This window comes from Amycolatopsis eburnea, assembly GCF_003937945.1.
Classification (GTDB): domain Bacteria; phylum Actinomycetota; class Actinomycetes; order Mycobacteriales; family Pseudonocardiaceae; genus Amycolatopsis; species Amycolatopsis eburnea.
This window is the reverse complement of sequence record NZ_RSEC01000059.1, coordinates 226,084-246,800: the sequence shown is the minus strand read 5'-3', so window position 1 is coordinate 246,800 and position 20,717 is coordinate 226,084. Positions and strand designations below refer to the sequence as shown.

Here is a 20,717-nt window from a genome sequence, read left to right as displayed (position 1 = left end):
TCCCCGGCCACCGCCGTCATCGGTCACCGGTCGCGGGGACTTACGTCCCTTCGCCCGGCCAGGTCCACAAAGGACCGAGGTCGAGCCGCCGCCACGCCGCGGGCAGCTCCTCCACGCACCGGTCGGCGGTGTCCGCCTCGGCGGCCAGGACCGCTTCGAACCCGCCGTGGCGCGCCTGGAGGACGCGCAGGTGCCCGCGGGCGACCACGGCGTCTTGGAACTCGCCGAGCAGGTCCTGGAAGGCCCTCAGCGCTTTGGGGTCCACGGGGATGACGGCCGCGCCGGCTTCGAGGGCGTACCGGAGCCGCTTGGTGGCCTTCCGGATGTCGTGGACGGCGCGCGCCCGATCGGGTGCCGTGGCCAGGGCGGCGACCCGCCCGTCCACGTCTTCGGCCACCGCGCGGGCCAGCCGGGGCAGGACCTTCGCGGCCGGGCGGCGGGCCGCTGGGGCCCACTCGTCGCGGGGCTGTTCGCTGAGCACCACTTCGAGCACGTCGAGGGCGTTGAGCAGCTGCAGGTACCGGTAGCTGTCCAGCGCGCGCCGCACGCGGGCGTTGGCGTCCTCGGTGAGCTGGGCGAAGTAGGCGTCCGTCCGCTCGTGCGCCCAGGTCCGGGACCGCGCCCACTGGACTTCGGTGTCACGGGCGGGTGCGAGCTCCCCGCCCAGCCAGCGCAGGGCCCCGCCGAACTCCTTCAGCAGCTTCCGGCCGCCCAGCGCCGGCGCGTACGCGGTGAAGGCCCCGCGCAGGCGCCGCGCGGCGACGCGCAGCCGGTGCACCGAATCGGGCATCCCCCGCCGGACGGCCAGGTCCGCGGCGGCCAGCGCGGCGATCTGCGTCCGCACGTACTCCAGGACCACGCCCCTGGCCGAACCGTCGTGGGGCCGGGGCGGCACCGCGATCCGGCCGCCCAGGCGCGCCCGCAGGTCCTCCCGGCCGCCCCGGAGCCGTGCGACGGGAACCAGCCGGTCGTCGCGGGTGTAGGCGCGCACGAGCCGGGACAGCGTCGGCGGCACGCCGCGGTCCGAGCCGGCCAGGCTGATCGGCCCGTCCGGGGTGTCGAGCCACCAGCGGCCGGCCTGGATGCCCAGCGTGAGGCCGTGCCGGAGCAGCCGCAGCGATTCGGTGTCGAAGAACTCGGTCTCGTGCAGGCTGGTCACGGTGGCGCTCATGCGCACACCTCGCTGACGCTCGGTGCGGCCTGAGCGGACCGCGCAGTGTTGAATGATTCGCTCGCAAGCTCGCTCATGACGCCCCCAGCCGATGCCGGGCCAGCATCGCGAGCCCGAGCAGCACCGCCAGCAGCCCCACGGTCACCCACTGGATCGGGGCACGCACGCCGATCACCCCGAACTGGATCGCCAGCCAGCCAGCGAGCACGGTGCACGCGGCCAGTGCCGCGACCGGCGCCCGGAAGTCGATCCGCCAGGCGAACACCGACGCCACGGCCGCCGACCCGCCGACGACGAGCACGAGCGCGACGCCGGGCAGCACCCAGCTGGTCAGCCCGAGCGGCGCCAGCCACTCGACCGGCATCGTGAACCCCGGCGCCCGCGCCACCAGCGAAACGCCGCCGTACACCGCGCTCGCGGCGAGCAGCGTTTCGAACGTCGCCAGCAGGCGCATCGTGGCGCGGGTCCGAGCGGTGGTCACCTCGTGCTCCCGGCCGGCCGCACGACCGCCACCGGGCACGGCGAGTGCGCGATCAGCGCCTGGCTCGTCGAGCCGAGCAGCATGCCGGTGAACCCGCCGCGGCCGCGGCAGCCGACCACGATCAGCTGCGCGTTCTCGCCGCGCTCCAGCAGCGTGCGCACCGGGCGGCCGCGCACGACCTCCAGCTCGATCGCGAGCTCCGGATACTTGCGCTGCCAGCCCGCCACCTGCTCGGCCAGCTTGCCGCGTTCGGCGGCCTCGATCTCGGCCGGGTCCTCACGCAGCGGGTGCGGGCGGAGCATGCCGTCGGCGAGGACGTCGCTCCAGGTGTGCACCGCGACCAGCGCCGTGCCGCGCAACCGCGCCTCTTCGCAGGCGAAGCCGATGGCGGCCTCGCTGTCGGGCGAACCGTCGGACCCGACGACCACCGGCCCGGTGCTCGGCGGCGGCTCGTCCGGGGTCGGGCCCCGGACGACGATGACCGGGCAGTGCGTGTGCGCGGCCACCGCGACGGCGGTCGAGCCGACGAGCAGGCCGGTGAACCCGCCCAGCCCGCGCGAGCCGAGCACGATCAGCTCGGCGTGCTGCGACTCCTGGACCAGCGCGGTGACCGGGCTCCACTCGCGGGCCGCGGTGCCGACGTCCAGGCCGGGGTGCTCGGCGAGCACCGCGGCCTCCGCGTCGGCCAGCCAGCCTCCGGCCCGCTCGGCCAGCCCGGCCCGGACCTGCTCGTGCGTGCCGAACGCGACGGGCGCCTTCACCTGCGGCAGCGCGTAGACCTGCACCAGGCGCAGTGGCCGCCCACGGCGCACGGCCTCCGCGCCGGCCCACACCGCGGCCTGCACCGCGGAGCCCGAGCCGTCGATCCCGGCGACGACGGCGCCGTCAACGAACCCGGACATCGCCGTCTCCCTCGTGGATGAACCGCTGCACCCGGTCGAACCGGGTGCGGGCGCGGTCGTCGGCGGTCCAGCGGACGACGTACGGCGGTGCCCCGCCGGCCGAGCGGACCTCGAGGATCCGGCCGCGCTGTTCGGGCGCGTCGACCCACGGTCCCTTGACGACGAGCCAGTCGCCCGGCTGTGCGTGCATGGTCGTTCCTCTCTCAGATGTCCACAGTGGACGGCTCGGGGGCGGTCGGAGCCGCCGGGCGGTGCGCGGCGCGGTGCGCGGCCACGCCGATCAGGACGACGCCGCCGGCCAGCACCACGAGACCGGACGCCAGCAGCGCCAAGGCGATCCAGCCGAGCGCCGGCGCGGTCGCACCCGCTTCGGCGCGCACGGAGATCCCGCGCGAGGAGTCCGCGTTCATCACCACGGCGGTCCACTGACCGGCCGACACCGGCCACGCGACGGTCTGCGTTCCCGCGCCGGACGCGCTCGCGGCCCACACCCCGGCGTCGCCGGGCGGGACGGCCGGAGCTCCACCGAGGTGCGTGCGGTCGCCCGCGGTCGTGTACTCGGTCGCGGCCAGGTAGCGCTCGACGTCGGCGGTGCGGCCGATGCCCACGAAAACCGGGCGGCCGCCGGTGTCCGTCACCCGGATCCGGACGTCGCCGAGGAAGCTTTCGAGCTTCGGCACGGACACCCCCTCCAGCCGCACCGGGTCGGTGGCCACGGCGTACCCGCCGGAGCCGAACGTGGTGGCGGCGGTGAGGTAGCCGTCCGCGTCGCGCTGGGTGCGGTCGGCCCACAGCACGGCCCCGCCCCCGGTGATCAGGCCCATCGAACCGAGCACCAGCACGCCGCCGGTGACCGCGGCGGCGATCCGCCCGGCGGTCCAGCCTGCCGCGTGGGGGTGGGGCGCCTGCGGGTGCGGCGGCTCGTGACCGGCTTCCGCGCCGCCCATGTCCAGCCGGAACGGCGGGTACTCGTCGGTCATCAACGACACATAGGCCGCCACGCGCAGCACCCAGCGGTCCATGCCGAGGACGAAGTCGAAGATCGGCCGGGGGTAGCGGCCGGTGAACAGCAGCACCACACCCGCGACGAGGACCAGCACGCCGACGAGACCGCCGGCGGCCCAGTCGAAGGTGCCGTCGCTCGTGCGGGACGCCAGCCAGCTGCCGCCGCCGACGAACAGGCCCACGACGATGAAGTGCGGGATGGCCAGCAGCCACCACTTCACCAGCACCAGTCCGCGCGAAAGCCGTTCCGGGTAGGCGATGTCGAGCCGGGCCGGGTAGTGCGGGACGTCGGCCAGGGTGAACGGCGGGTACCGGTCGGTGCCCAGCGCGGCGTAGGAGTAGTACTGCACCCGCCAGCTCCAGCGCAGCACCCCGGCGGTGAACTCGAACAGCGGCCGCGGGTACCGGCCGGTCACCAGGATCGCGAAGAACGCCGCAATCGTGGCGAACGGGTAGGCGACCCACAGGAACGCCAGGATCACGTAGTGCGGGATGGCCAGCAGCCACTTCACCAGCCAGAGCCCGCGGGACAGGGGCTCGTCCAGAGTCGCCTCGACCCGGACCGGGTAGCCGGTCACGGCACGCTCCTTTCCGCGTGGGCCAGGCTCGCCCCGATCTCGCGCCCCCAGGCACGGATCGAGGGCCAGTCCCGGTTGTCGGCATCGGGCACCCGCAGCGCCGTCACGACGGCGCGCTCGGGGAACGTCAAGAGGTGGCGGTCGATCTTGCCGCCGAAGAGCCGGTCACCGCGGGCGTCCAGCCGCCGTACGAGGTCTTCGACGGCGACGGGCTCCTCCGCCGGGCCCTTCTGCACGCCGACCGGGCCGCTCGAGAAGAGCCAGACCGGCACCCGGTGGAGTTCGTCCGAAAAGGACTCCGCGAGCTTTCTGGCCGGCTCGAGCCAGTGTCCCAGGTAGACGGCGCTGCCGAGGACCACAGCGTCGAAGCCCTCGACCGAGTGCACCAGGCCCGCGTCCCGGACCTCGACCAGCGACCACATCCCGGCGTCGGTCAGCGCGGCGCCGAGCGCGGTGCCCACGGCCTCGGCGATCTCCCTGGTGGCCCCGTGCCGGGTGGCCACCGCGACGAGGATCTTCATGTCCGCACCGACGCTTCTTCCCACAGCTCGACGCCGACGACGCCGTAGACCGTCTTCGCCAGCGCCGCCACCACCCGGCGCTCGGCCTCGTCGGTGAACCCGCCCCCGATCGTCACCATGCCGCCGGTGACGGAGACCGTCCACCGGTCGCGGTGCCCGGAGTAGTCGGTGAGCAGCGCGTTGAGGTGGGAGGCGATCGAGTCGTCCTGGCGCACCAGCGGGCTCAGCATGTCGCGCCGGCTGACGATGCCGACGAGCACGCCGTCGTCGTCGACCACCGGGATGCTGCGCAACCGGTCGCCGAGCATGCGCCGGGCGATCTCGGTGACGTCGGTGTCGAGCCCGACCGTTTCGGCGGGTGCCGTCATCGTGGTGGCCACCAGCACTTCCGGGCCCGGGCCCCGCCCGGCGACACCGCTGCGGAGCGCGTCGGCCTCGGTGAACACGCCGAGCACCGCGTCGTCCTCGCCCACCACCGGCAGTGCGGCGACGCAGTGCTCGGTGAGCAGCACGATCGCTTCGCGGACCGGCGTGGCCGGGCCGACCCGGACCACGGGCCTGGTCATGATGTCGCGTGCCTTCACTTCGATTCCTTTCAGTGCACGACCGCGACCGGGCAGGCCGCGTGCGCGAGCAGTGCGTTGCCGGTCGAGCCCAGCAGCCCGCCCGCGACCGGGCCGCGGCCTCGCGTGCCGATGACGATCAAGCGGGCGTCCGGGGCGGCGCGCCGCAGCGCACGAGCCGGGACCCGGTCCCGCACGACCTGGGTGCCGACCTCGAGCTCCGGGTACTTGCGGCGCCAGTCCGCGGCGCGGGCCGCCAGCTCGGCGTCGTCCTCCCCGGCGTGGACGACCAGCACCGGTGCCCGGATCGCGGCCGCCTCCTCGAAGGCGAACCGCAGCGCGTGGTCGCTCGATTCGGACCGGTCGAAGCCCGCGACGACGGGTCCCCGCCGGTCCGGCTGGTGCCCGGGCACCACGACGACCGGGCAAGGCGCTTCAGCGGCCACCCGCAGGGCGACCGAACCGATCAGCGCGCCGCGCAAGCCGCCGAGGCCGTGCGAACCGAGGACGACCAGAGCCGCGTCCGCCGCCTCGGCGAGCAGCAGGTCGGCTGCGAGGCCGAGCCGGACCACCGTCTCGACCCGCACGCCGGGTGCCCGGTCGCGGGCGATCCCGGCCGCGTGGTGCAGCCAGCGGTAGATGTGCTCCAGCAGCAGCTCGTCGGGCTCGTGCGCGGGTGTGCCCTCGAAGACGCAGGCGTGCAGCAGGCGCAGGGTGGCGTCGCGCCGCCCTGCTTCCCGCGCTGCCCAGCGGACAGCGGCCAACGACGGTGCCGAGGCATCCACCCCGACGACCACCGGCCGGTTTGCGGTCATGAGCTCCTCCTGCGGGTCCGGGAGGTCCAGCATGGGTGGGGCGGGTACTCGCCGGTCAGGGCCCGAAGTCCTTTTCACCGGGGACCAAATCCGCCTGTTCGCGTCGTGGACGCGCCGGCGAAGGAGACCTACTCCGCGGCGCGCGAACTCGACTTCACCGACGTCCAAGGCGGCGTGGTTCCGCCCCGGGATGGCTGCGCGCGCTGCCGGAACGGTGGCACGACCGGCGGCACGGCCCGCCCCGCCGCCGGACCCGCCTGACGGCCGACGACCTCGACGCCGGATCCGAATGGCCCCTGCTCGGCGACCGGCCGGGCGCCGAGTTCGCGGCGTTCGACGAGCCCGGCTTCGGCAAGCTCGTGATGGCCGTGTCGGTGGTGCCGTACGGCGCGCACCGCACGGTGCTGACCGTGCACACGCGGGTCCGGATGAGTGATCCGCAGAGCTGGCTGAAGTTCCGCCGTTACTGGCGGATCGCCCGACCGGCCGTCGGCTCGGTGCACACGGCCCTCGTCCGCACGGTGGCGGCGAAGGCCCGGGAACGGTCCCTCGCCGCCTACGAGCGCACCGATCAGGCCTGACGTTCTCCCGCCGGCTGCCGCGGTTCGTCCGCGGCAGCCGGCGGAAGGTCCTCTTCGTTCTCCTTGATCGCGTGGTGCTCGACCACGTGCAGGTACCGGCCGACATACGGCCCGTGCCGCCCGCGCTCGGCGACGTCCCGGCGTGCTTCGGCTTCGATGGCCGCCTTTTCCTTGTCGTCCACGGTTCCGCCTCCGGTTCAGTGCGGCAGCAGGGTCGCCGCGTGGTCGGGGACGTAGGTCTGCAGCCGCCGGTCGGGCCGGAAGTAGCCGGTCGGCTCCGGCCGTGGGGGCAGCGACACCGCCTGGCGGGGCACCTCGTAGTAGGGCACGCTGGCGAGCAGGTGCGCGATCATGTTCAGCCGCCCGCGCCGTTTCTCCTCGCTTTCCACGACGTACCAAGGGGATTCGGCGGTGTCGGTGTGCACGAACATGTCGTCCTTCGCCCGCGAGTAGTCCTCCCAGTGGGTCACCGACTGCAGGTCGATGGTCGAGAGCTTCCAGCGGCGCATCGGGTCGCCGATACGCGCGCGGAACCGGCGTTCCTGCTCTTCGACGCTGACGGAGAACCAGTACTTGCGGAGCAGGATGCCGTCGTCGACGAGCAGCCGTTCGAAGATCGGGCACTGCTGCAGGAACCGCCGGTGCTCCTCGGGGCTGCAGAACCCCATCACCCGTTCGACGCCGGCGCGGTTGTACCAGCTGCGGTCGAACAAGACGATCTCGCCCGCGGCGGGCAGGTGCTCGATGTAGCGCTGGAAGTACCACTGCGTCCGCTCGCGCTCGGTCGGGCCGGGCAGCGCCGCGATCCGCACCACTCGGGGGTTGAGGTGCTCGGTGACGCGCTTGATCGTGCTGCCCTTCCCGGCGGCGTCCCGGCCCTCGAACACCACGACCAGCCGGGCCCCTTCGGCCCGGACCCATTCCTGGAGCTTCACCAGCTCGGCCTGCAGGCGCAGCAGTTCGCGCTCGTAGTCCGCGCGTGGAAGCTTCTTGGTTCCGGGCATGCCCCGACGCTACGAACCCGGTGGCCTTCCGTGCTGCGGCCGGACGTCGGCGGAGCCGGGGTCTTTGGTCCCCCGCTCCGAGGCGGTGCGGCCCTCCCGGGATCGCGTTCGGGGCGGACGGTCGAGGCATGCATGCCACGTTCCCGCTCGGGCGCCCGGCCGACATCCGCGCCGTATGTCGTCTACCGGTCTCGCGACCGGGCGGCGGCTTCGCGTCCGGCGCGCCGGGGCTGGGGGCCGGTGGACTCCCGCCGGAAGTGACCCGGGTCAGGCCGCCCAGGGCAGCCGTACCGCTTCGAGTTCGACGTCGCCGAGCAGCGCCTCGATCAGGGCCCGAGGGCCGGCGACCTTGGTACCCCACAGGTCGTAGTCGGTGCAGAGGCACCAAGAGCGGTCCTCGGCCCAGAGGTTCGAGGGGCTGAAGTCGACCTCGGGATCGTCGTACAAGGACGCGGCGTCGCCGAGGCGTCCCTCGCGGACGGTGAGGTGCTCGAGGTCGTGGAACCCGAGCGTCGCCGGGCTGTAGTAGGCCAGGCAGCGGGTGTCCGGACCGGCGGGGCTCTGCTCGGTGAGGACGTCGATCAGCCGCAGCCAGGTCTCCCGGTCGAGGCTGCCCTCGGTGGGCGGGACGATGCCGAGCGGCCAGCTGCCCTCCTTCTTCACCGAAGGGAAGCACCGGTGACCGGGCAGCAGCCCGTCGGGAACGACGGGGTCGCCGGTGCGCTCGGCGAGTTCCGCCCAGCGCAGCCGCCGCCACCCCGCACCGGGGTGCTCCGCGCGGCCCAGCCCACCGCCCGTCGTCACGGACACCGCTTCCAGGTCGATGCCGCCGACGAGGGGCCGGACGCTACCGTCCGCCAGCCGTGCCTGGTGGTACTCGTGGTAGGAAACGTCGGCCTGCCCCAGCTCGTGCTCGTACATGGCGTTGAGCACCCACACCGCGTCAGGCATCGCCGGCGGCATGAATCCGGTCAGGCCGTCGCCGCACTCGGCTCGCAACCAGTCCGCGGTAGCGGGCGGTGCGAGCGGCCACCGCGCGGGTATCGGGTTCGGAGCGTCGCGCACGTGGTCATGATCGCAGCAACGGCTCCGCTCACGAGGACGGGAGCGTGAAATACGCTTCCTCCTCTTGCGCGAAGTGCAGCGTCAGCACGGCATCAAGCCCGTAGAGCGTCGCTCGCAGGTCGTCCACCTGGTCGCCTTGGATCCCGTCCGGCGCTTCCGCCAGGTGCCGCTGCAGCCGGCGGACCAGACGGCCGATCTCCGCGTGCTCGCGGCTCATCGTCACCGTCCCTTCGGGACCGCCCAGCGCCGCCGACAGCGCCGGGTACAGCTCGGATTCCTCGGCCTCTTCGTGCGGCAGCAGCTCGTCGGCGAGCAGCCGGGCCGCCGTGCGGAGCGCCGCGTCCGAGGCCGGGGTCGCGCCCTCGGCCAGCGCGTCGGCCGCGTGCCGGACCGCGGCTCGAGCCGGGAGCAGCTTCTCGTGTTCGGACTCGAACCGCCGCACCATCGCCGCCGGCGCCGGGCCGCGGGTCTTCCGATCGCCGAGGGCGCGCAGCGCGTTGAGGATCACGACCACGTCGATGGCCTCCTGGACCAGCGCACCGGCGACCGGGACCAGGAACCCTCCTGCGGCGGCGAACATCGCCACCAGGGACAGCAGCGTTCCGGCCACCGCGCTCTGCACCGCCAGCCGGTGCGACCGGCGGGCGATCTCCGCGGCGTCCGCGAGCCGATCGAGGCGGTCGTCGAGGATCACCGCGTCGGCGGCCTGCGCCGCCGCCGTCGCGCCCCGCGAGCCGAGCGCGACCCCGACGTCGGCCGCGGCCAGCGCGGGCGCGTCGTTGACGCCGTCCCCGGTCATCACGGTCATGCCCCTGGCGCGCGCGGCTTCCACCTCCCGCAGCTTGTCCGCGGGCGTCACTTCGGCGTGGACGTCGTCCAGGCCCAGCATGGCGGCGACCTCCCGTGCGTTGTCGACGCGGTCGCCGGTGAGCAGCCGGACGTCGCCGATCCCGGCGGCGCGCAGCCGGCGCATCGTGCGGGCGGCGTCCGGCCGGATCGGGTCCTTCGCCAGCAACGCCGCGACGGGCTCGCCGTCGGACTCCACCCACAGCACCGACGCCAGGTCCAGCCGGCCGCGGCGGGCCGCGCCGCGCGCCCACGTGGGCAAGTCCGCACCGAGCCGCCGGCCGACGCGAACCCAGTGGCCGCGAACCCGGCCGCGGACGCCCGAACCGACCTCTTCGGTGACGTCCTCAGCGGGCGCCGGGGTCGCTCCGGCCGACGCGGCGGCCCGCACCACCGCCGCCGCCAGGACGTGCGGCGAGTACTGCTCCACCCCGGCCGCGAGGGCAAGGACCTCGGGGACGTCACGTCCCGGCGCGCACACGACGTCGGTGATCTCCGGACGGCCCTTGGTAACCGTTCCGGTCTTGTCCATCAACAGGATCGCGGCCCGCCCGAGTGCTTCGAGGGCGGCGCCGTCCTTGACCACCACGCCGGCCTTCGACGCCCGGGACATGCCGCCGGTCACGGCGATCGGGACCGCCAGCAGCAACGGGCACGGCGTAGCGGTCACCAGGACGGCGACCGCCCGGTCCGCCTCCCCGGTCAGCAGCCAGGCGAGCGCGGCGATCAGCAGGGAGGCGGGCAGGAACCAGACGGCTACCCGGTCGGCGATCCGGGCGATGCGCGCGGTGCGGGCGGCCGCCTGCTCGGCGAGCCGCACGACGCCGGCGTAGGCGCTGTCGGCCGCGGCCGCGCTCGCCCGGACGTCGACCGCGGCGCCGGCGTTGACCACTCCACTGTGGACCGTGTCGTCGACGGGCCGCGCGACCGGCAGCGGCTCGCCGGTCAGCGCCGACTCGTCGAAGGTGCCGCCGTCGGGCAGCACCCCGTCCACCGGCACGACTTCACCCGGGAGGACCACGATGAGGTCACCGGGCCGGACGGTGCCGACCGGGACGGTTTCGTGGCCGGTCGCGGTCCGCAGGTGCGCCACCCGCGGCGCCCGGTCGAGCAACGCGGTCAGGTTCCGGCTCGCCCGCCGTTGCGCGCCCGCTTCGAGCACGCGGCCGGTGGCGACCATCGCCGCGACGATCGCGCCCGCGAGGTACTCGCCCACCGCGAGCGTGGCGACCAGTGCCAAGACGGCGAGCAGGTCGGCACCCCAGCGGCGGGCCCGCAGATCGGCGGCGACCCACACGACGGCCGGCACGAGGGTGACCAGGTCGGCTCCCGCCCAGACGACGTCGGCTGCGGCGGCCGGTGCGCCCGTCCACCAGGCGATGCCACCGGCGGCGACGAGCAGGAGGACGAGGGCCAGCAGGCCGGCTTCCCGGCGGGTTTCAGCTCGCACGGCCGCCCCCGGTCAGCAGCTCGACGAGGCGGCTCGGCAGCAGCTTCATCACGTCTCCCAGCCGGCCGGGCGAGCAAAGCCAGCTGCGGCCGCGGGGACCTCGGTCAAGGGGATGCCCGCCGGGCCGGCAAACCCCGGGGCGTCGTAGCGGGTGTGCCGGCGTCCAGCCCTCGTAGTAAACGCCGCGCAGCAGTTCGGGCAGCTGTGTGGCGAAGTGCGCGGCTGCCTCGACCGTCAGGCGGTCTTCGGTGCCGAGCTGCTCGCCCACCACCAGCCACTTCCGCGCGGGGACGCAGGGATCGTCAGGGTGCATGGCTCCTCCTGTGCCCAGGTTCGGCTGCTCGCCCGCTGCCGGAAAGGGCCGAAGGGCCTCGGCCCGGTCACCTCCGCGAAGCCGTTGGACCCTGTGGCCGGCGCGCCGCTGCGCCGAGCATGGAGACATCCGATCCGAGGAGGAGCGATGAACCCCACGATGCCCGATGCCCCCACCGTGCGGGCGGCCGTCGCGCTCGCGGTGCGTGCCCCCTCGGTGCACAACTCCCAGCCGTGGCACTGGAATTTCAGCGGCCGCACGGTCGAGTTGCGTGCCGACGCGGGCCGCCGGCTGCGCCACACCGACCCCGACGGCCGCGACCTGCTCGTCAGCTGCGGGTGCGCGCTGCACCACTTCGCCGTCGCCGCGGCGGCCATGGGGTGGGCCGCGCGGATCCACCGGCTGCCCGAACCCGGTCTGCTGGCGAGAATCGACCTGGTGCCCCACGACACGCGGGACGACGACATCGCACGGGCCGCGGCCATCCCGCGACGCCGGTCGGACCGGCGCCGGTTCACCGAGCGGCCGCTGCTGGTGCGGGACGAGGTGCTGCTGCGGAAGAGCGCCTCCGACCAGGGCGCGACCCTGCACGTGGTGACGGCGACACCGCACCGGACGGTGCTCGCCTCCGCGGCCGCGGAGGCCGCCGGCCTGCACCGGGCCGACCAGGACTACGAGCTCGAGCTGGCCGCGTGGAGCGGCCGCGACCACACCCCGGACGGCGTGCCGGCCCGGAACGCCGTCCTGGCCCTCGAGCCGCGCCGGGAGCTGCGGATCCGCGAGTTCGCGGGCGGCCGCATCCCGGACACGGCCGGCCCCGACGGCGCGGTCCTGACGGTGCTCGCCACCCCGGGCGACACCGAACTCGACCGCCTACGCGCCGGAGAAGCCGCCAGCGCGGTCCTGCTCACAGCGACCCGGCTGAACTTGGCGTCCTGCGTGTACACCGAACCGTTCGAACTCACGAGCACCCGCGGCCTGGTCCGCGACTGCGTCCTCGGCGGCCGGCTAGAACCGCAGCTGGTCGTGCGCGTGGGTTACGCGCCTACGAACGCGGCACCGCTCCCGGCGACACCGCGCCGCCCGGTCGGCGAAGTCCTCCGTCCGCTCCCCCACCCGTACGGCGTGGGCCTGCCGATCCCGGCACAGCTGCGCGGCCGCTGACCGCGGCAATCGCCCCATACCGAACGGCCCTCCCGGATTCGGGAGGGCCGTTCGCATCGTGGCTCAGGCCACGTCGTTCCAGACGTAGTCCAAGCGGTTGCGGACCTCCACCACCCCGGACAGCTCGCTGATCGACCGCGTCACCGGGTCGATGTCGCTGCGCCGCTCGACTCGCCCCACCACCGTCACGATCCCGGCCCGCACCTCGACGCGAACCCGGTCCGGGCCCCAGCTCAGCTGCCGGAGCCGGGCGCACACCTCGCGTTCGAGGTCCGCGTCGCCGCGGGTGAACACCCGGACGAGGTCGCGGCGGGACAGCACGCCCGCCGGCTTTCCGTTCCACAGCACGAACAACCGGCGGACGCCGGTGCGCGCGAACTTCGCCGCCGCGACGGCCAGGGAGTCGTCCGCGTCGATCGTGACGACCGGGCTGGTCATGAGGTCCTTCGCGGTGCACGCCGTCGCCTTGCGGGCCAGCCGGCGGTCGCGGCGGCGGGGTTTCGGGTCGTCCCACAGGTGTGGGAGCAGGTCCGCTTCCGAGACGACGCCGACGAGCACGCCCGTCTTGTCGACCACGCCGACCGCGCTGATCCCGTTGCCGGTCAGCAGTTCGGCGATGTCCTTGAACGGTGTCTGCGGGGAGACGGTGATCGGGTCGGCGGTCATCACCGCGGAAACCGTGGTCATGGCAGGTACTCCTTCTTCGTTCAGGCGTTCTCGGTGCGGACGACCATCACGGGGCAGGCCGCGTGGTGCAGCAGGGCCTGGCTCGTCGAGCCGAGGACCAGCCCGGTGAAGCCCCCGCGGCCGCGGCTGCCGACCACCAGCAGCTGCGCGCCTCGGCTCGCGGACAGCAGGCGGTGGCGCGGCTTGTCGTGCTCGACGCGGCGCTCGACCGTGACGTCCGGGTACTTCTCCTGCCACCCGGCGAGCCGCTGCGCCAGCAGCCGACGGCCGGAATCCCGCAGGGATTCGCCCTGGAAGGCGACGTTGCCGTCGCTGAAGAGGCCGGCGGTGTCGCCGTCGTGCCAGGTGTACAGGGCGATCAGCGGGGCGTTGCGCAGGGACGCTTCGTCGAACGCCCACGCGATCGCCGCTTCGCTCAGCGGGCTGCCGTCGACGCCCACGACCACCGGGCCGTCGACGCTCTCGCTCCCCCGCACCACGACCACCGGGCAGTGGGCCTTGGCGGCGAGGTCGACATCGGGAGACCCGCTGAACAGCCCGGCGATCGGGCCGACGGGCTCACCGGTGACCAGCAGCCGTGCCCGGTCGGACATCGCCAGCAGCGCCGGAACCGGCCCGCGGTCACTGGCCTCGGTGGCGACCTCCAGCCCGGGGACGGCGGCTTCGAGGGTCGCCCGCGTCCGGCGCAGCAGTTCATCCGCCTCGGCTTCTTTGACGGCCAGCCAATCCGACGGTGGGTACACCTTGCCACCGAATGCGGCGTCTTCGTACCCGTAGGCGGTGAAGACGAGCAGCGCGGCGTGCCGCCGGGCCGCTTCCCCGGCCGCCCACAACGCCGCCGCGGCCGCCGTTTCCGAGCCGTCCACGGCCACCACGATCGGCGCGTTTCCGGTTGCGCTCATGACGTTTCCTTCCGGGGTTGCGGTTCCTGGTCCCGAAGGTAGGGCCCGCGCGGACGCCGTCGCTGCGGTCATTCGGCCCCGCCGCCGGTGACCTTCGGCCGCTCCTGACAGCCCGCCCGGGAGCGCATCGTGAGCCGGAGGAGGTGTGTGCGATGCCCCAGGAATGGCGAGACGCCGTGGCGACCGTGCCGGTGCTGTTCACGGTCGCGCTCTACGTCGACTACCTGGCCGACGGCACCGCCGTGTGGGTGCACGACGTCCGCACGATGGCGGTCACCGCGCTGCTGCTGGGCTTGGCCGCTTTCGTCCTGGGCGCCCGGCCCCCGACGGGCGCGGCGAAGTGGTTCAGCGTGTTGCTCGGCGCGGGGGCGCTGGCCGCCGCGGTCCTGACCCTCGTCACGGGCGACGGCGGCCCGCTCGCCGTGCTGGTCGTCCTGGTCGCCGTCCAGTGGGTGGTTTCGACCGTCCGGCACCTGCGGACCCCGGCCGGGCGGCGGTGACCGTCCGGCTGCTGCCCCGTCGTATCGCGGGGAAGAAGCTCCGGCGACGACCGCCGGAAGTCCCCACCCCGAAGGACTTCCGGCCGCAGCGGTCCACGCCGGCGTCGGCCTACGGTCGGCGCACGACAGCCGGACCGGGAGCCGCCGATGAACACGCCGCACCAACCGATCGTCACCGGAATCGACGGGTCGGGCGAGGCGCTCGACGCCGTCCGCTGGGCGGCCCGCGCCGCCCGGCTGCGCGATGTCCCCCTGGAGATCGTGCACGCCCTCGACTTCCCGGCGCTCCTCGCCGGCGGGGTCGTCCCACCGCCGGAGGAGATGAAGGACACCCTCCGCGCACACGGACAGCGCTACCTGCGGGCGGCGCAGGAGATCGCCGAAGCGCAGGGCGCGACCGCCGTGACCACGCGGCTCGATCCCGACCGGGCCGCGCAGGCCCTCATCGAAGCGTCGCGGACGGCGGCGCTGGTCGTGGTCGGCTCGGGTGGCCGCGGCCGGCTCACCGGTCTGCTCGCCGGCTCGGTGGCCTCGGCCGTCGGCGCGCACGCGGCCTGCGACGTGGTGGTGGTCCGCGGCGACTCCTGGGACGTCCCGGAGGCGGCGGACCGGCCGGTCGTGGCCGGGATCGACGGCAGCGAGCCCAGCACCCGCGTCCTCGCGGCGGCCGTGGCCGAGGCACAGGCGCGGAAGGTCCGCCTGGTCGTGGTGCACGCGTCGGCGGACGACCCGCGCCCGGAGACCGAACCGCACCTGGACCCGCAGGCCGCCACCGAGGCCGGCGAGCAGCTGCTGGGCGAGCTCACCGGCGAACACGACGCCGGCGGCGTCACCGTCGAGCGGGTCGTCGTCCGCGGTCACCCGCGCCGCGAGCTGATCGAGCGCAGCGCGGCCGCGCAGCTCGTCGTGCTCGGCGACCGCGGCCGCGGCGGCTTCCCCGGTCTGCTGCTGGGCTCCACCGGCCAGGCGCTGCTGCACAACGCGGGGTGCCCGGTGTACCTGGTGCGCACCGTCTCCTGACGGAAGTCCTCGCGCCGAGGGGCCTTCGCCCCACCGGAACCGGGGCCGGGAGGCCCCGGGAACCGGGGCGGTCCGGCCCTCCTCCCCCGGCCTCACCCAACGGACTCTGGACTCCGACGAAAGTGAGGCACACCATGGACCCCCACCCCGGATTCGCCCCGGCGGCCACCGCCGAGCCGACGTCCCCCCCGCCGCAACCGCCACCACCGGCTCGCCTTGCGGCCCGCCGACTTCATCGACGCCCGCTACGCCGACGTCACCGACCGGCGGCTGGCTCGCACATTGACCGCCGAAGACGTGTCCGAAGAGGACGGCCTGGACCCGCTGGAGCGCGTCACCTGCCGCACCCACCGCCGCTGGCTGCACGACTGCGTCGCCTCGCCACTGCACGTCGTCATCATCACCGGCACCCGCTGGTGCCGCGCCTGCGAATGCGCGCTGAACGTCGCCATCGACCAGCTGGCCGGCGACGTCTCGGTCCACTGCCCGTCCTGCGGTGACACGCCCGCCACCCGGGCCACCCGCCAGCTGGTCCGCGCCTGCCGCGCCAGCCTGGCTGCCGCGCACGACCGCTGAGCCGATGGCGCGCAGCCGGTTGTACCGCAGCGGTGTCCTCGAGCGGGAGGACTTCCCCGCCGCCGAAGCCGCCCGCCACCTCGCCGACCCGTCGGTGACGCTGTGGCTCGACTTGGACGCTCCCACCGCGCCGGACCTGGCCGCGCTCGCCACCGAGCTCGGGCTGCACCCGCTGGCCGTGGCATCGGTTCTCGACGAGGACCACCAGCGCCCGAAGTTCGTCCGCTACGACCGGCACTCGTTCCTCGCCGCGTACACGGTGCGCGCGACCGACGGCGTCCTGGCCGCTTCGGAGCTGGACGCGTTCGTCACCGACCGCGTGCTGATCACGGTGCACCGCAACAACACCACGGACATCGACGCGCTCGTGGCGCGCTGGGACACCACGCCGGACCTCGCCAAGAGCGGCGCCGCGTTCCTGCTGCACGGCCTGCTCGACTACGTCGTCGATGGCCACCTTGATGCCGTCCAGGCTCTGGACGAGCAGGTCGAGGCCCTCGAAGACCTCGTGTTCGCCGACCACGTCGACCCCACGGAGCTGCAGCGCCGGTCCCTGACGCTGCGCCGGAGCCTCAGCCGGCTACGGCACCTGGCGGTGCCGATGCGCAAGATCGTCGCGTCGCTGATGCGCCGCGACGACACGCTGCTGCCGTACTTCCAGGACGTCTACGACCACGTCCTTCGCGTGACGGAGTGGACGGAATCCCTGCCCGAGCTGGTCGCGACGATCCGCGAAACCCAGCCGAGCATCCAGGGCAACCGGCTCAACACGATCATGAAGAAGGTAACCAGCTGGGCGGCGATCATCGCCGTGCCGACCGCGATCACCGGCTTCTACGGCCAGAACATCCCGTATCCGGGTTTCGGCTCGGCTTCGGGCGTGTGGGTCTCGACGCTCGCCATCCTGGTCATCTCGGCGACGCTGTACGCGCTGTTCAAACGCCGCGACTGGCTTTGACGGTGTACCGGCTCCAGAGCAGCTTGTCGGCCTCCACCACCGCGAACGCCACCACGGCGGCCCCGGCCACCCACAGCCACGACACGACCCCGACCGGCGCCGTGTGGAACCACGTGTTCATGACCGGCAGGTACGTCAGCAGCAGCTGCAGCCCGGCCGTCAACCCCAGCCCCAGCAGGAACATCCGGCTGTGCCCCGGCCAAGCGCGCACCACCGGCCGATCCAGCGACCGACAGCTGAGCAGATAAGCCGCCTGCACGCCGACGAACACGTTGATCGCCGTCGTCCGCGCCTCCGCGAGCGAAGCCCCGAACCCGAGCTGCAGGCGGTACGCCCCGAAAGCCGCCACCACCAGCAGAACCGACACGAGCACCACCCGCCGCAGCAGGGAGGCGGTGAACAACGGACGCTCGGGCGGGCGCGGCGGGCGTGCCATGACGCCGTGCTCCGTCGGCTCGAACGCCATCGTCAGCCCCAGGAACACCGCCGTCGTCATGTTGATCCACAGGATCTGCACCGGGACGATCGGCAGGGTCGCGCCGAGCAAGATCGCCACCAGGACCACCATGCCCTCCCCGATGTTGGCCGGCAGGGTCCACGCGATGAACTTGCGCAGGTTGTCGAACACCCCGCGCCCCACCCTCACGGCCGCCTCGATCGACGCGAAGTCGTCGCTGGTCAGGACCATGTCCGCGGCCTGGCGGGCGGCGTCCGTACCGCCCGCGCCCATCGCGACGCCGATGTCCGCGCGGCGCAGCGCCGGGGCGTCGTTCACCCCGTCCCCCGTCATCGCGACCACGTGCCCGCCCCGCTGCAGCGCCCGGACCAGGTCGAGCTTCTGCCCCGGCGACACCCGCGCGAACACCTGCGTGGCCGCCACCGTCTCGTCGAACTCCGCGGCCGGCAGCGCGGCCAGCTCGGCGCCGGTGAGGACCCGGCCGGAAGCCAGGCCGACCTCGCCGGCGACCGCGCGGGCCGTCCCGGCGTGGTCGCCGGTGATCATCTTGACGTCGATGCCCGCGCTCCGGCAGGCCGCGACCGCGGTGACCGCCTCCGGCCGCGGCGGGTCGTGCATCGCCTGCAGGCCCAGCAGCACCGGCACAGGCGTGAGCCGGGCGAACGCGAGCACCCGCAAGCCCCGCGCGGTCAACGTTTCCTGCAGCCGGTCGAGGGCGTCACGGTCGAGCGGGCGCTCGCCACCGCCGGGCAGCAGCTCCGTCTCGCAGCGGGCCGCGACCTCTTCGACGGCGCCCTTGAGGTAGCTGATTCCATTGTGGACGGTGGTCATGGTCCGGGTTTCGGACTCGAACGGGACGGTGTCCGTGCGCGGCGCGGCCGCCCGGATTGCTTCCGGGTCCAGTCCGGCCTCGATCGCCGAGCCGAGCAGCGCGATCTCGGTCGGGTCGCCTTCGTCGAGCTGCGCGTCGTTGCAGAGGACGCCCGCGATCAGGCACTCCCGCAGCGACTTCGCCGAATCCGCGAGGGAGATGAGTTCGCCCGCGGCCGCGAGGGTCGTGACGGTCATCCGGTTGCGGGTCAGCGTGCCCGTCTTGTCCGTGCAGATCACCGTCGTCCCGCCGAGGGTCTCGACCGCGGGCAGGTGCCGCACGATCGCGCCACGCCGCGACATCCGGACGACGCCGATGGCCAGCACGATCGCGACGGCGGCCGGCAGCCCTTCGGGGATCGCGCCGACGGCGAGGGCGACCACCGCGGTGAACATCTCCGGCGCCGGCGTGCCCCGCACGACCCCGAGTACGAAAGCCGTGGCCGAGACCGCGACGATCACCACGCTCAGCTGCCGCGAGAACCGGGCGAGCTTGCGGGTGAGCGGCGTCTCGACGACCTGGGCGGTGGCGACGAGGTGCTGGATACCGCCCAGCTGCGTCGCGCCGCCGGTCGCGGTCACCAGCCCACGCGCCTGCCCCCGGGTCACCAGGGTCCCGGAGTACCCCGAACCGGTGCGGTCGGCGACCACGGCCGACGGTGGTACCAGGCCGGTTGCCTTGACCACCGGCACGGACTCCCCGGTCAGCGCGGACTCGTCGACCTCCGCCAGGTGCACTTCGGCCAGCCGGACGTCTGCGGGCACGCGGTCGCCCGCGGTGAGCTCCACGACGTCGCCCGGCACCAGCCGCGCTGCGGGCACGCGCTGCGGCAGCCCGTCGCGGACGACCGTGGCCGTTACCGGGACCATTTTGGACAGTGCCTCCAGCGCCCGCTGGGCCCGGGATTCCTGCACGAACCCGACGACGGCGTTGAGCAGGACGACCCCGGCGATCACGCCCGCGTCGACGTGCCCGCCGAACACCCACGTCACCACCCCCGCCAGCAACAGGACGTAGATGAGCGGGTCGTGGAACTGCGCCAGCAGCCGCCGGACCGGTCCCGGCCCGGCGGGCACGCGCACGACGTTGCCGCCGAAGCGCGCCAGCCGCGCGTCGGCCTCCGCACTGCTCAACCCCCGCGCCGGGTCGACGCCGAGCCGCTCGGCGACGGCGGCCACGGGCAGCGCGTGGTATTCGGTCGTGCCGGTCGCCGTTCCCGCGTTCACCGCACCGCCTCCATGCTCTCGTCTTCGGTTCCCCGGGTCGCCGAGGCGAGCCGGGCGGCGAACTCCGCCGGAGTGGCCGACACCGCCCGCAGCGCACGCTGCCGGACCGCGCCGCCACCCCGGTCCGCGAGCGCGGTCCACCCCCGGTGCACGACCTCGAGATCGCCGGCCGCCTCCAGTGCGGGCCGGACGTGCGCCAGCAGCCGCGCGACCCCGGCCCGGTCGAGGCCCTGCCGGGCAGCGGCCCGCAGCCCCTGGGCCAAGACCGTGCCGGACGGCTGCGGCACCGCTTCGCCCCGCAACGCCGTGGCCACGAGCGCCCGCACCAGCCCGGCGAGCACGACGGCGTCGGCGACGCCGAGACAGGCGTCGGCGATCCGCACCTCCACGGTCGGGTAGCGGGGCGACAGGCGGGCGTAGAAGTACCCCCCGCGGGCGTCCGGCACGGCACCGCTGCCGATCGCCTCGGCGACGGCCGCGTCGTACTCGGCGACGTCCCGCCACGCGGCGGGCGGCCGGGCCGTCGGCCGGCGGGACCAGAGCGGATACCGCGTGCTCGCCCACCCAGAGTCGGCGCCGCCGGCGTACGGCGAGTTCGCGCTGAGGCCCAGCAGGACACCCAGCCACGGCCGCACCCCGGCGAGCGCACGCACGCCCGCCGCCCGCGACGGGATGCCGACGTGGACGTGGCAGGCGCAGGTGCCCGCGCCGGCGACCAGGGCGGGGAAGCGCACGGCCAGCCGTTCGTACCGCGCGTCGGCGGTCACCAGCGGTGCGGTGCCGAACGGCGCGACGGCGGTGGCCACCGCCAGGCAGCTTGCGTCCGCCGCCGCCTCGCCCACCCGGCGGCGCAGCCGCGTCAAATCAGCGCGGACTTCGGAGAGCGAACGGCACACGCCCGTCGTGGTTTCGATCTGGAAGCGCAGGAACTCCGGGACCACGTCGGGCTCGCCGGGCATCGCCGCCAGGATCCGCGGAGCCGCCGGGACGGCCGCCCCGGTCCGCGTGTCCAGCAGCACGAACTCCTCCTCCACGCCGACGGTCAGGACGTCCGCCACGGC

General features: G+C 74.2%; 23 protein-coding genes. 6 read left to right on the top strand and 17 right to left on the bottom strand.

Annotated features, from left to right (window positions below):
* Window positions 1-40: 40 nt before the first annotated feature.
* The 8 genes from EIY87_RS33270 to EIY87_RS33235 all read right to left on the bottom strand — a co-directional run bounded on the left by EIY87_RS33270 (window position 41) and on the right by EIY87_RS33235 (window position 6,036).
* On the bottom strand, window positions 41-1,171 hold the full coding sequence (locus EIY87_RS33270) for a CHAD domain-containing protein (protein WP_125313872.1): 1,131 nt from the start codon (window positions 1,169-1,171) through the stop codon (window positions 41-43).
* 73 nt (window positions 1,172-1,244) lie between these two features.
* Window positions 1,245-1,652 carry a hypothetical protein gene (locus EIY87_RS33265; RefSeq protein WP_125313871.1) on the bottom strand — a complete coding sequence of 136 codons (408 nt, stop codon included), beginning with the start codon at window positions 1,650-1,652 and terminating at the stop codon, window positions 1,245-1,247.
* Window positions 1,649-2,554: a universal stress protein gene (locus EIY87_RS33260; protein ID WP_125313870.1), complete on the bottom strand. Its 906-nt coding sequence runs from the start codon at window positions 2,552-2,554 to the stop codon at window positions 1,649-1,651. Before EIY87_RS33260 ends, EIY87_RS33265 begins: the two co-directional genes overlap by 4 nt.
* Window positions 2,538-2,744, bottom strand: coding sequence for a DUF1918 domain-containing protein (locus tag EIY87_RS33255; RefSeq protein ID WP_125313869.1), 207 nt, complete (start codon window positions 2,742-2,744; stop codon window positions 2,538-2,540). The genes EIY87_RS33260 and EIY87_RS33255 overlap by 17 nt, the downstream gene beginning before the upstream one ends.
* Before the next feature lie 13 nt (window positions 2,745-2,757).
* Window positions 2,758-4,137 (bottom strand): DUF4389 domain-containing protein, encoded by a 1,380-nt coding sequence (locus EIY87_RS33250; protein WP_125313868.1) that lies wholly within the window; start codon window positions 4,135-4,137, stop codon window positions 2,758-2,760.
* Entirely contained in the window at window positions 4,134-4,658 is a 525-nt protein-coding gene (locus tag EIY87_RS33245; protein ID WP_125313867.1) for a flavodoxin domain-containing protein, read from the bottom strand. Before EIY87_RS33245 ends, EIY87_RS33250 begins: the two co-directional genes overlap by 4 nt.
* The gene (locus tag EIY87_RS33240; protein ID WP_125313866.1) at window positions 4,655-5,242 is read right to left on the bottom strand and encodes a CBS domain-containing protein; all 588 of its coding nucleotides are present in this window, start codon (window positions 5,240-5,242) and stop codon (window positions 4,655-4,657) included. Before EIY87_RS33240 ends, EIY87_RS33245 begins: the two co-directional genes overlap by 4 nt.
* A gap of 11 nt (window positions 5,243-5,253) precedes the next feature.
* The gene (locus tag EIY87_RS33235; RefSeq protein ID WP_125313865.1) at window positions 5,254-6,036 is read right to left on the bottom strand and encodes a universal stress protein; all 783 of its coding nucleotides are present in this window, start codon (window positions 6,034-6,036) and stop codon (window positions 5,254-5,256) included.
* Between the two features lie 362 nt (window positions 6,037-6,398).
* On the opposite strand from EIY87_RS33235, the gene EIY87_RS47835 reads away from it, so the two are divergent.
* On the top strand, window positions 6,399-6,617 hold the full coding sequence (locus tag EIY87_RS47835) for a hypothetical protein (protein ID WP_158641400.1): 219 nt from the start codon (window positions 6,399-6,401) through the stop codon (window positions 6,615-6,617).
* On the opposite strand, the gene EIY87_RS33225 is transcribed toward EIY87_RS47835, so the two are convergent.
* The 5 genes from EIY87_RS33225 to EIY87_RS33205 form a co-directional block, all read right to left on the bottom strand.
* Entirely contained in the window at window positions 6,608-6,799 is a 192-nt protein-coding gene (locus tag EIY87_RS33225; RefSeq protein WP_125313863.1) for a hypothetical protein, read from the bottom strand. The two genes, EIY87_RS47835 and EIY87_RS33225, sit on opposite strands and share 10 nt — an antisense overlap.
* Before the next feature lie 15 nt (window positions 6,800-6,814).
* Window positions 6,815-7,621 carry a polyphosphate kinase 2 gene (ppk2, locus tag EIY87_RS33220; RefSeq protein ID WP_125313862.1) on the bottom strand — a complete coding sequence of 269 codons (807 nt, stop codon included), beginning with the start codon at window positions 7,619-7,621 and terminating at the stop codon, window positions 6,815-6,817.
* Between the two features lie 267 nt (window positions 7,622-7,888).
* Window positions 7,889-8,572: a hypothetical protein gene (locus EIY87_RS33215; RefSeq protein ID WP_225440184.1), complete on the bottom strand. Its 684-nt coding sequence runs from the start codon at window positions 8,570-8,572 to the stop codon at window positions 7,889-7,891.
* A gap of 142 nt (window positions 8,573-8,714) precedes the next feature.
* A complete protein-coding gene (locus EIY87_RS33210; protein WP_125313860.1) occupies window positions 8,715-10,982 on the bottom strand; it encodes a heavy metal translocating P-type ATPase in 2,268 nt (755 codons plus the stop codon).
* Window positions 10,972-11,295: a DUF2267 domain-containing protein gene (locus tag EIY87_RS33205; RefSeq protein WP_125313859.1), complete on the bottom strand. Its 324-nt coding sequence runs from the start codon at window positions 11,293-11,295 to the stop codon at window positions 10,972-10,974. Before EIY87_RS33205 ends, EIY87_RS33210 begins: the two co-directional genes overlap by 11 nt.
* Before the next feature lie 147 nt (window positions 11,296-11,442).
* On the opposite strand from EIY87_RS33205, the gene EIY87_RS33200 reads away from it, so the two are divergent.
* Complete coding sequence (locus EIY87_RS33200) at window positions 11,443-12,459, top strand: Acg family FMN-binding oxidoreductase (RefSeq protein WP_125313858.1); 1,017 nt, start codon at window positions 11,443-11,445, stop codon at window positions 12,457-12,459.
* Between the two features lie 63 nt (window positions 12,460-12,522).
* Here the strand turns inward: EIY87_RS33200 and EIY87_RS33195 are convergent, their stop codons facing one another.
* Both EIY87_RS33195 and EIY87_RS33190 read right to left on the bottom strand, forming a co-directional pair.
* Entirely contained in the window at window positions 12,523-13,146 is a 624-nt protein-coding gene (locus EIY87_RS33195) for a CBS domain-containing protein (protein WP_125313857.1), read from the bottom strand.
* 20 nt (window positions 13,147-13,166) lie between these two features.
* The gene (locus tag EIY87_RS33190; RefSeq protein WP_125313856.1) at window positions 13,167-14,048 is read right to left on the bottom strand and encodes a universal stress protein; all 882 of its coding nucleotides are present in this window, start codon (window positions 14,046-14,048) and stop codon (window positions 13,167-13,169) included.
* A gap of 152 nt (window positions 14,049-14,200) precedes the next feature.
* On the opposite strand from EIY87_RS33190, the gene EIY87_RS33185 reads away from it, so the two are divergent.
* The 4 genes from EIY87_RS33185 (at window position 14,201) to EIY87_RS33170 (ending at window position 17,102) form a co-directional block, all read left to right on the top strand.
* Window positions 14,201-14,548, top strand: a complete 348-nt coding sequence (locus tag EIY87_RS33185) for a hypothetical protein (RefSeq protein WP_125313855.1) — start codon at window positions 14,201-14,203, stop codon at window positions 14,546-14,548.
* A gap of 147 nt (window positions 14,549-14,695) precedes the next feature.
* On the top strand, window positions 14,696-15,568 hold the full coding sequence (locus EIY87_RS33180) for a universal stress protein (RefSeq protein ID WP_125313854.1): 873 nt from the start codon (window positions 14,696-14,698) through the stop codon (window positions 15,566-15,568).
* Window positions 15,569-15,784: 216 nt separating this feature from the next.
* The gene (locus EIY87_RS33175; RefSeq protein ID WP_125313853.1) at window positions 15,785-16,144 is read left to right on the top strand and encodes a hypothetical protein; all 360 of its coding nucleotides are present in this window, start codon (window positions 15,785-15,787) and stop codon (window positions 16,142-16,144) included.
* 4 nt (window positions 16,145-16,148) lie between these two features.
* Complete coding sequence (locus EIY87_RS33170; RefSeq protein WP_125313852.1) at window positions 16,149-17,102, top strand: magnesium transporter CorA family protein; 954 nt, start codon at window positions 16,149-16,151, stop codon at window positions 17,100-17,102.
* Here the strand turns inward: EIY87_RS33170 and EIY87_RS33165 are convergent.
* A complete protein-coding gene (locus EIY87_RS33165) occupies window positions 17,080-19,656 on the bottom strand; it encodes a cation-translocating P-type ATPase (protein WP_225440183.1) in 2,577 nt (858 codons plus the stop codon). The genes EIY87_RS33170 and EIY87_RS33165 overlap by 23 nt on opposite strands.
* A complete protein-coding gene (locus tag EIY87_RS33160) occupies window positions 19,653-20,714 on the bottom strand; it encodes a carboxylate-amine ligase (protein WP_125313851.1) in 1,062 nt (353 codons plus the stop codon). The genes EIY87_RS33165 and EIY87_RS33160 overlap by 4 nt, the downstream gene beginning before the upstream one ends.
* Between the last annotated feature and the right edge of the window lie 3 nt (window positions 20,715-20,717).

Coding starts and splice junctions, on each gene's coding strand:
- EIY87_RS33255 (WP_125313869.1), bottom strand. CDS start 2,744: ATGCACGCACAGCCGGGCGACTGGCTCGTCGTCAAGGGACCGTGGGTC.
- ppk2 (WP_125313862.1), bottom strand. CDS start 7,621: ATGCCCGGAACCAAGAAGCTTCCACGCGCGGACTACGAGCGCGAACTG.
- EIY87_RS33190 (WP_125313856.1), bottom strand. CDS start 14,048: ATGAGCGCAACCGGAAACGCGCCGATCGTGGTGGCCGTGGACGGCTCG.
- EIY87_RS33270 (WP_125313872.1), bottom strand. CDS start 1,171: ATGAGCGCCACCGTGACCAGCCTGCACGAGACCGAGTTCTTCGACACC.
- EIY87_RS33170 (WP_125313852.1), top strand. CDS start 16,149: ATGGCGCGCAGCCGGTTGTACCGCAGCGGTGTCCTCGAGCGGGAGGAC.
- EIY87_RS33185 (WP_125313855.1), top strand. CDS start 14,201: ATGCCCCAGGAATGGCGAGACGCCGTGGCGACCGTGCCGGTGCTGTTC.
- EIY87_RS33200 (WP_125313858.1), top strand. CDS start 11,443: ATGAACCCCACGATGCCCGATGCCCCCACCGTGCGGGCGGCCGTCGCG.
- EIY87_RS33205 (WP_125313859.1), bottom strand. CDS start 11,295: ATGCACCCTGACGATCCCTGCGTCCCCGCGCGGAAGTGGCTGGTGGTG.
- EIY87_RS33235 (WP_125313865.1), bottom strand. CDS start 6,036: ATGACCGCAAACCGGCCGGTGGTCGTCGGGGTGGATGCCTCGGCACCG.
- EIY87_RS33245 (WP_125313867.1), bottom strand. CDS start 4,658: ATGAAGATCCTCGTCGCGGTGGCCACCCGGCACGGGGCCACCAGGGAG.
- EIY87_RS33215 (WP_225440184.1), bottom strand. CDS start 8,572: ATGCCTGACGCGGTGTGGGTGCTCAACGCCATGTACGAGCACGAGCTG.
- EIY87_RS33260 (WP_125313870.1), bottom strand. CDS start 2,554: ATGTCCGGGTTCGTTGACGGCGCCGTCGTCGCCGGGATCGACGGCTCG.
- EIY87_RS47835 (WP_158641400.1), top strand. CDS start 6,399: ATGGCCGTGTCGGTGGTGCCGTACGGCGCGCACCGCACGGTGCTGACC.
- EIY87_RS33195 (WP_125313857.1), bottom strand. CDS start 13,146: ATGACCACGGTTTCCGCGGTGATGACCGCCGACCCGATCACCGTCTCC.
- EIY87_RS33180 (WP_125313854.1), top strand. CDS start 14,696: ATGAACACGCCGCACCAACCGATCGTCACCGGAATCGACGGGTCGGGC.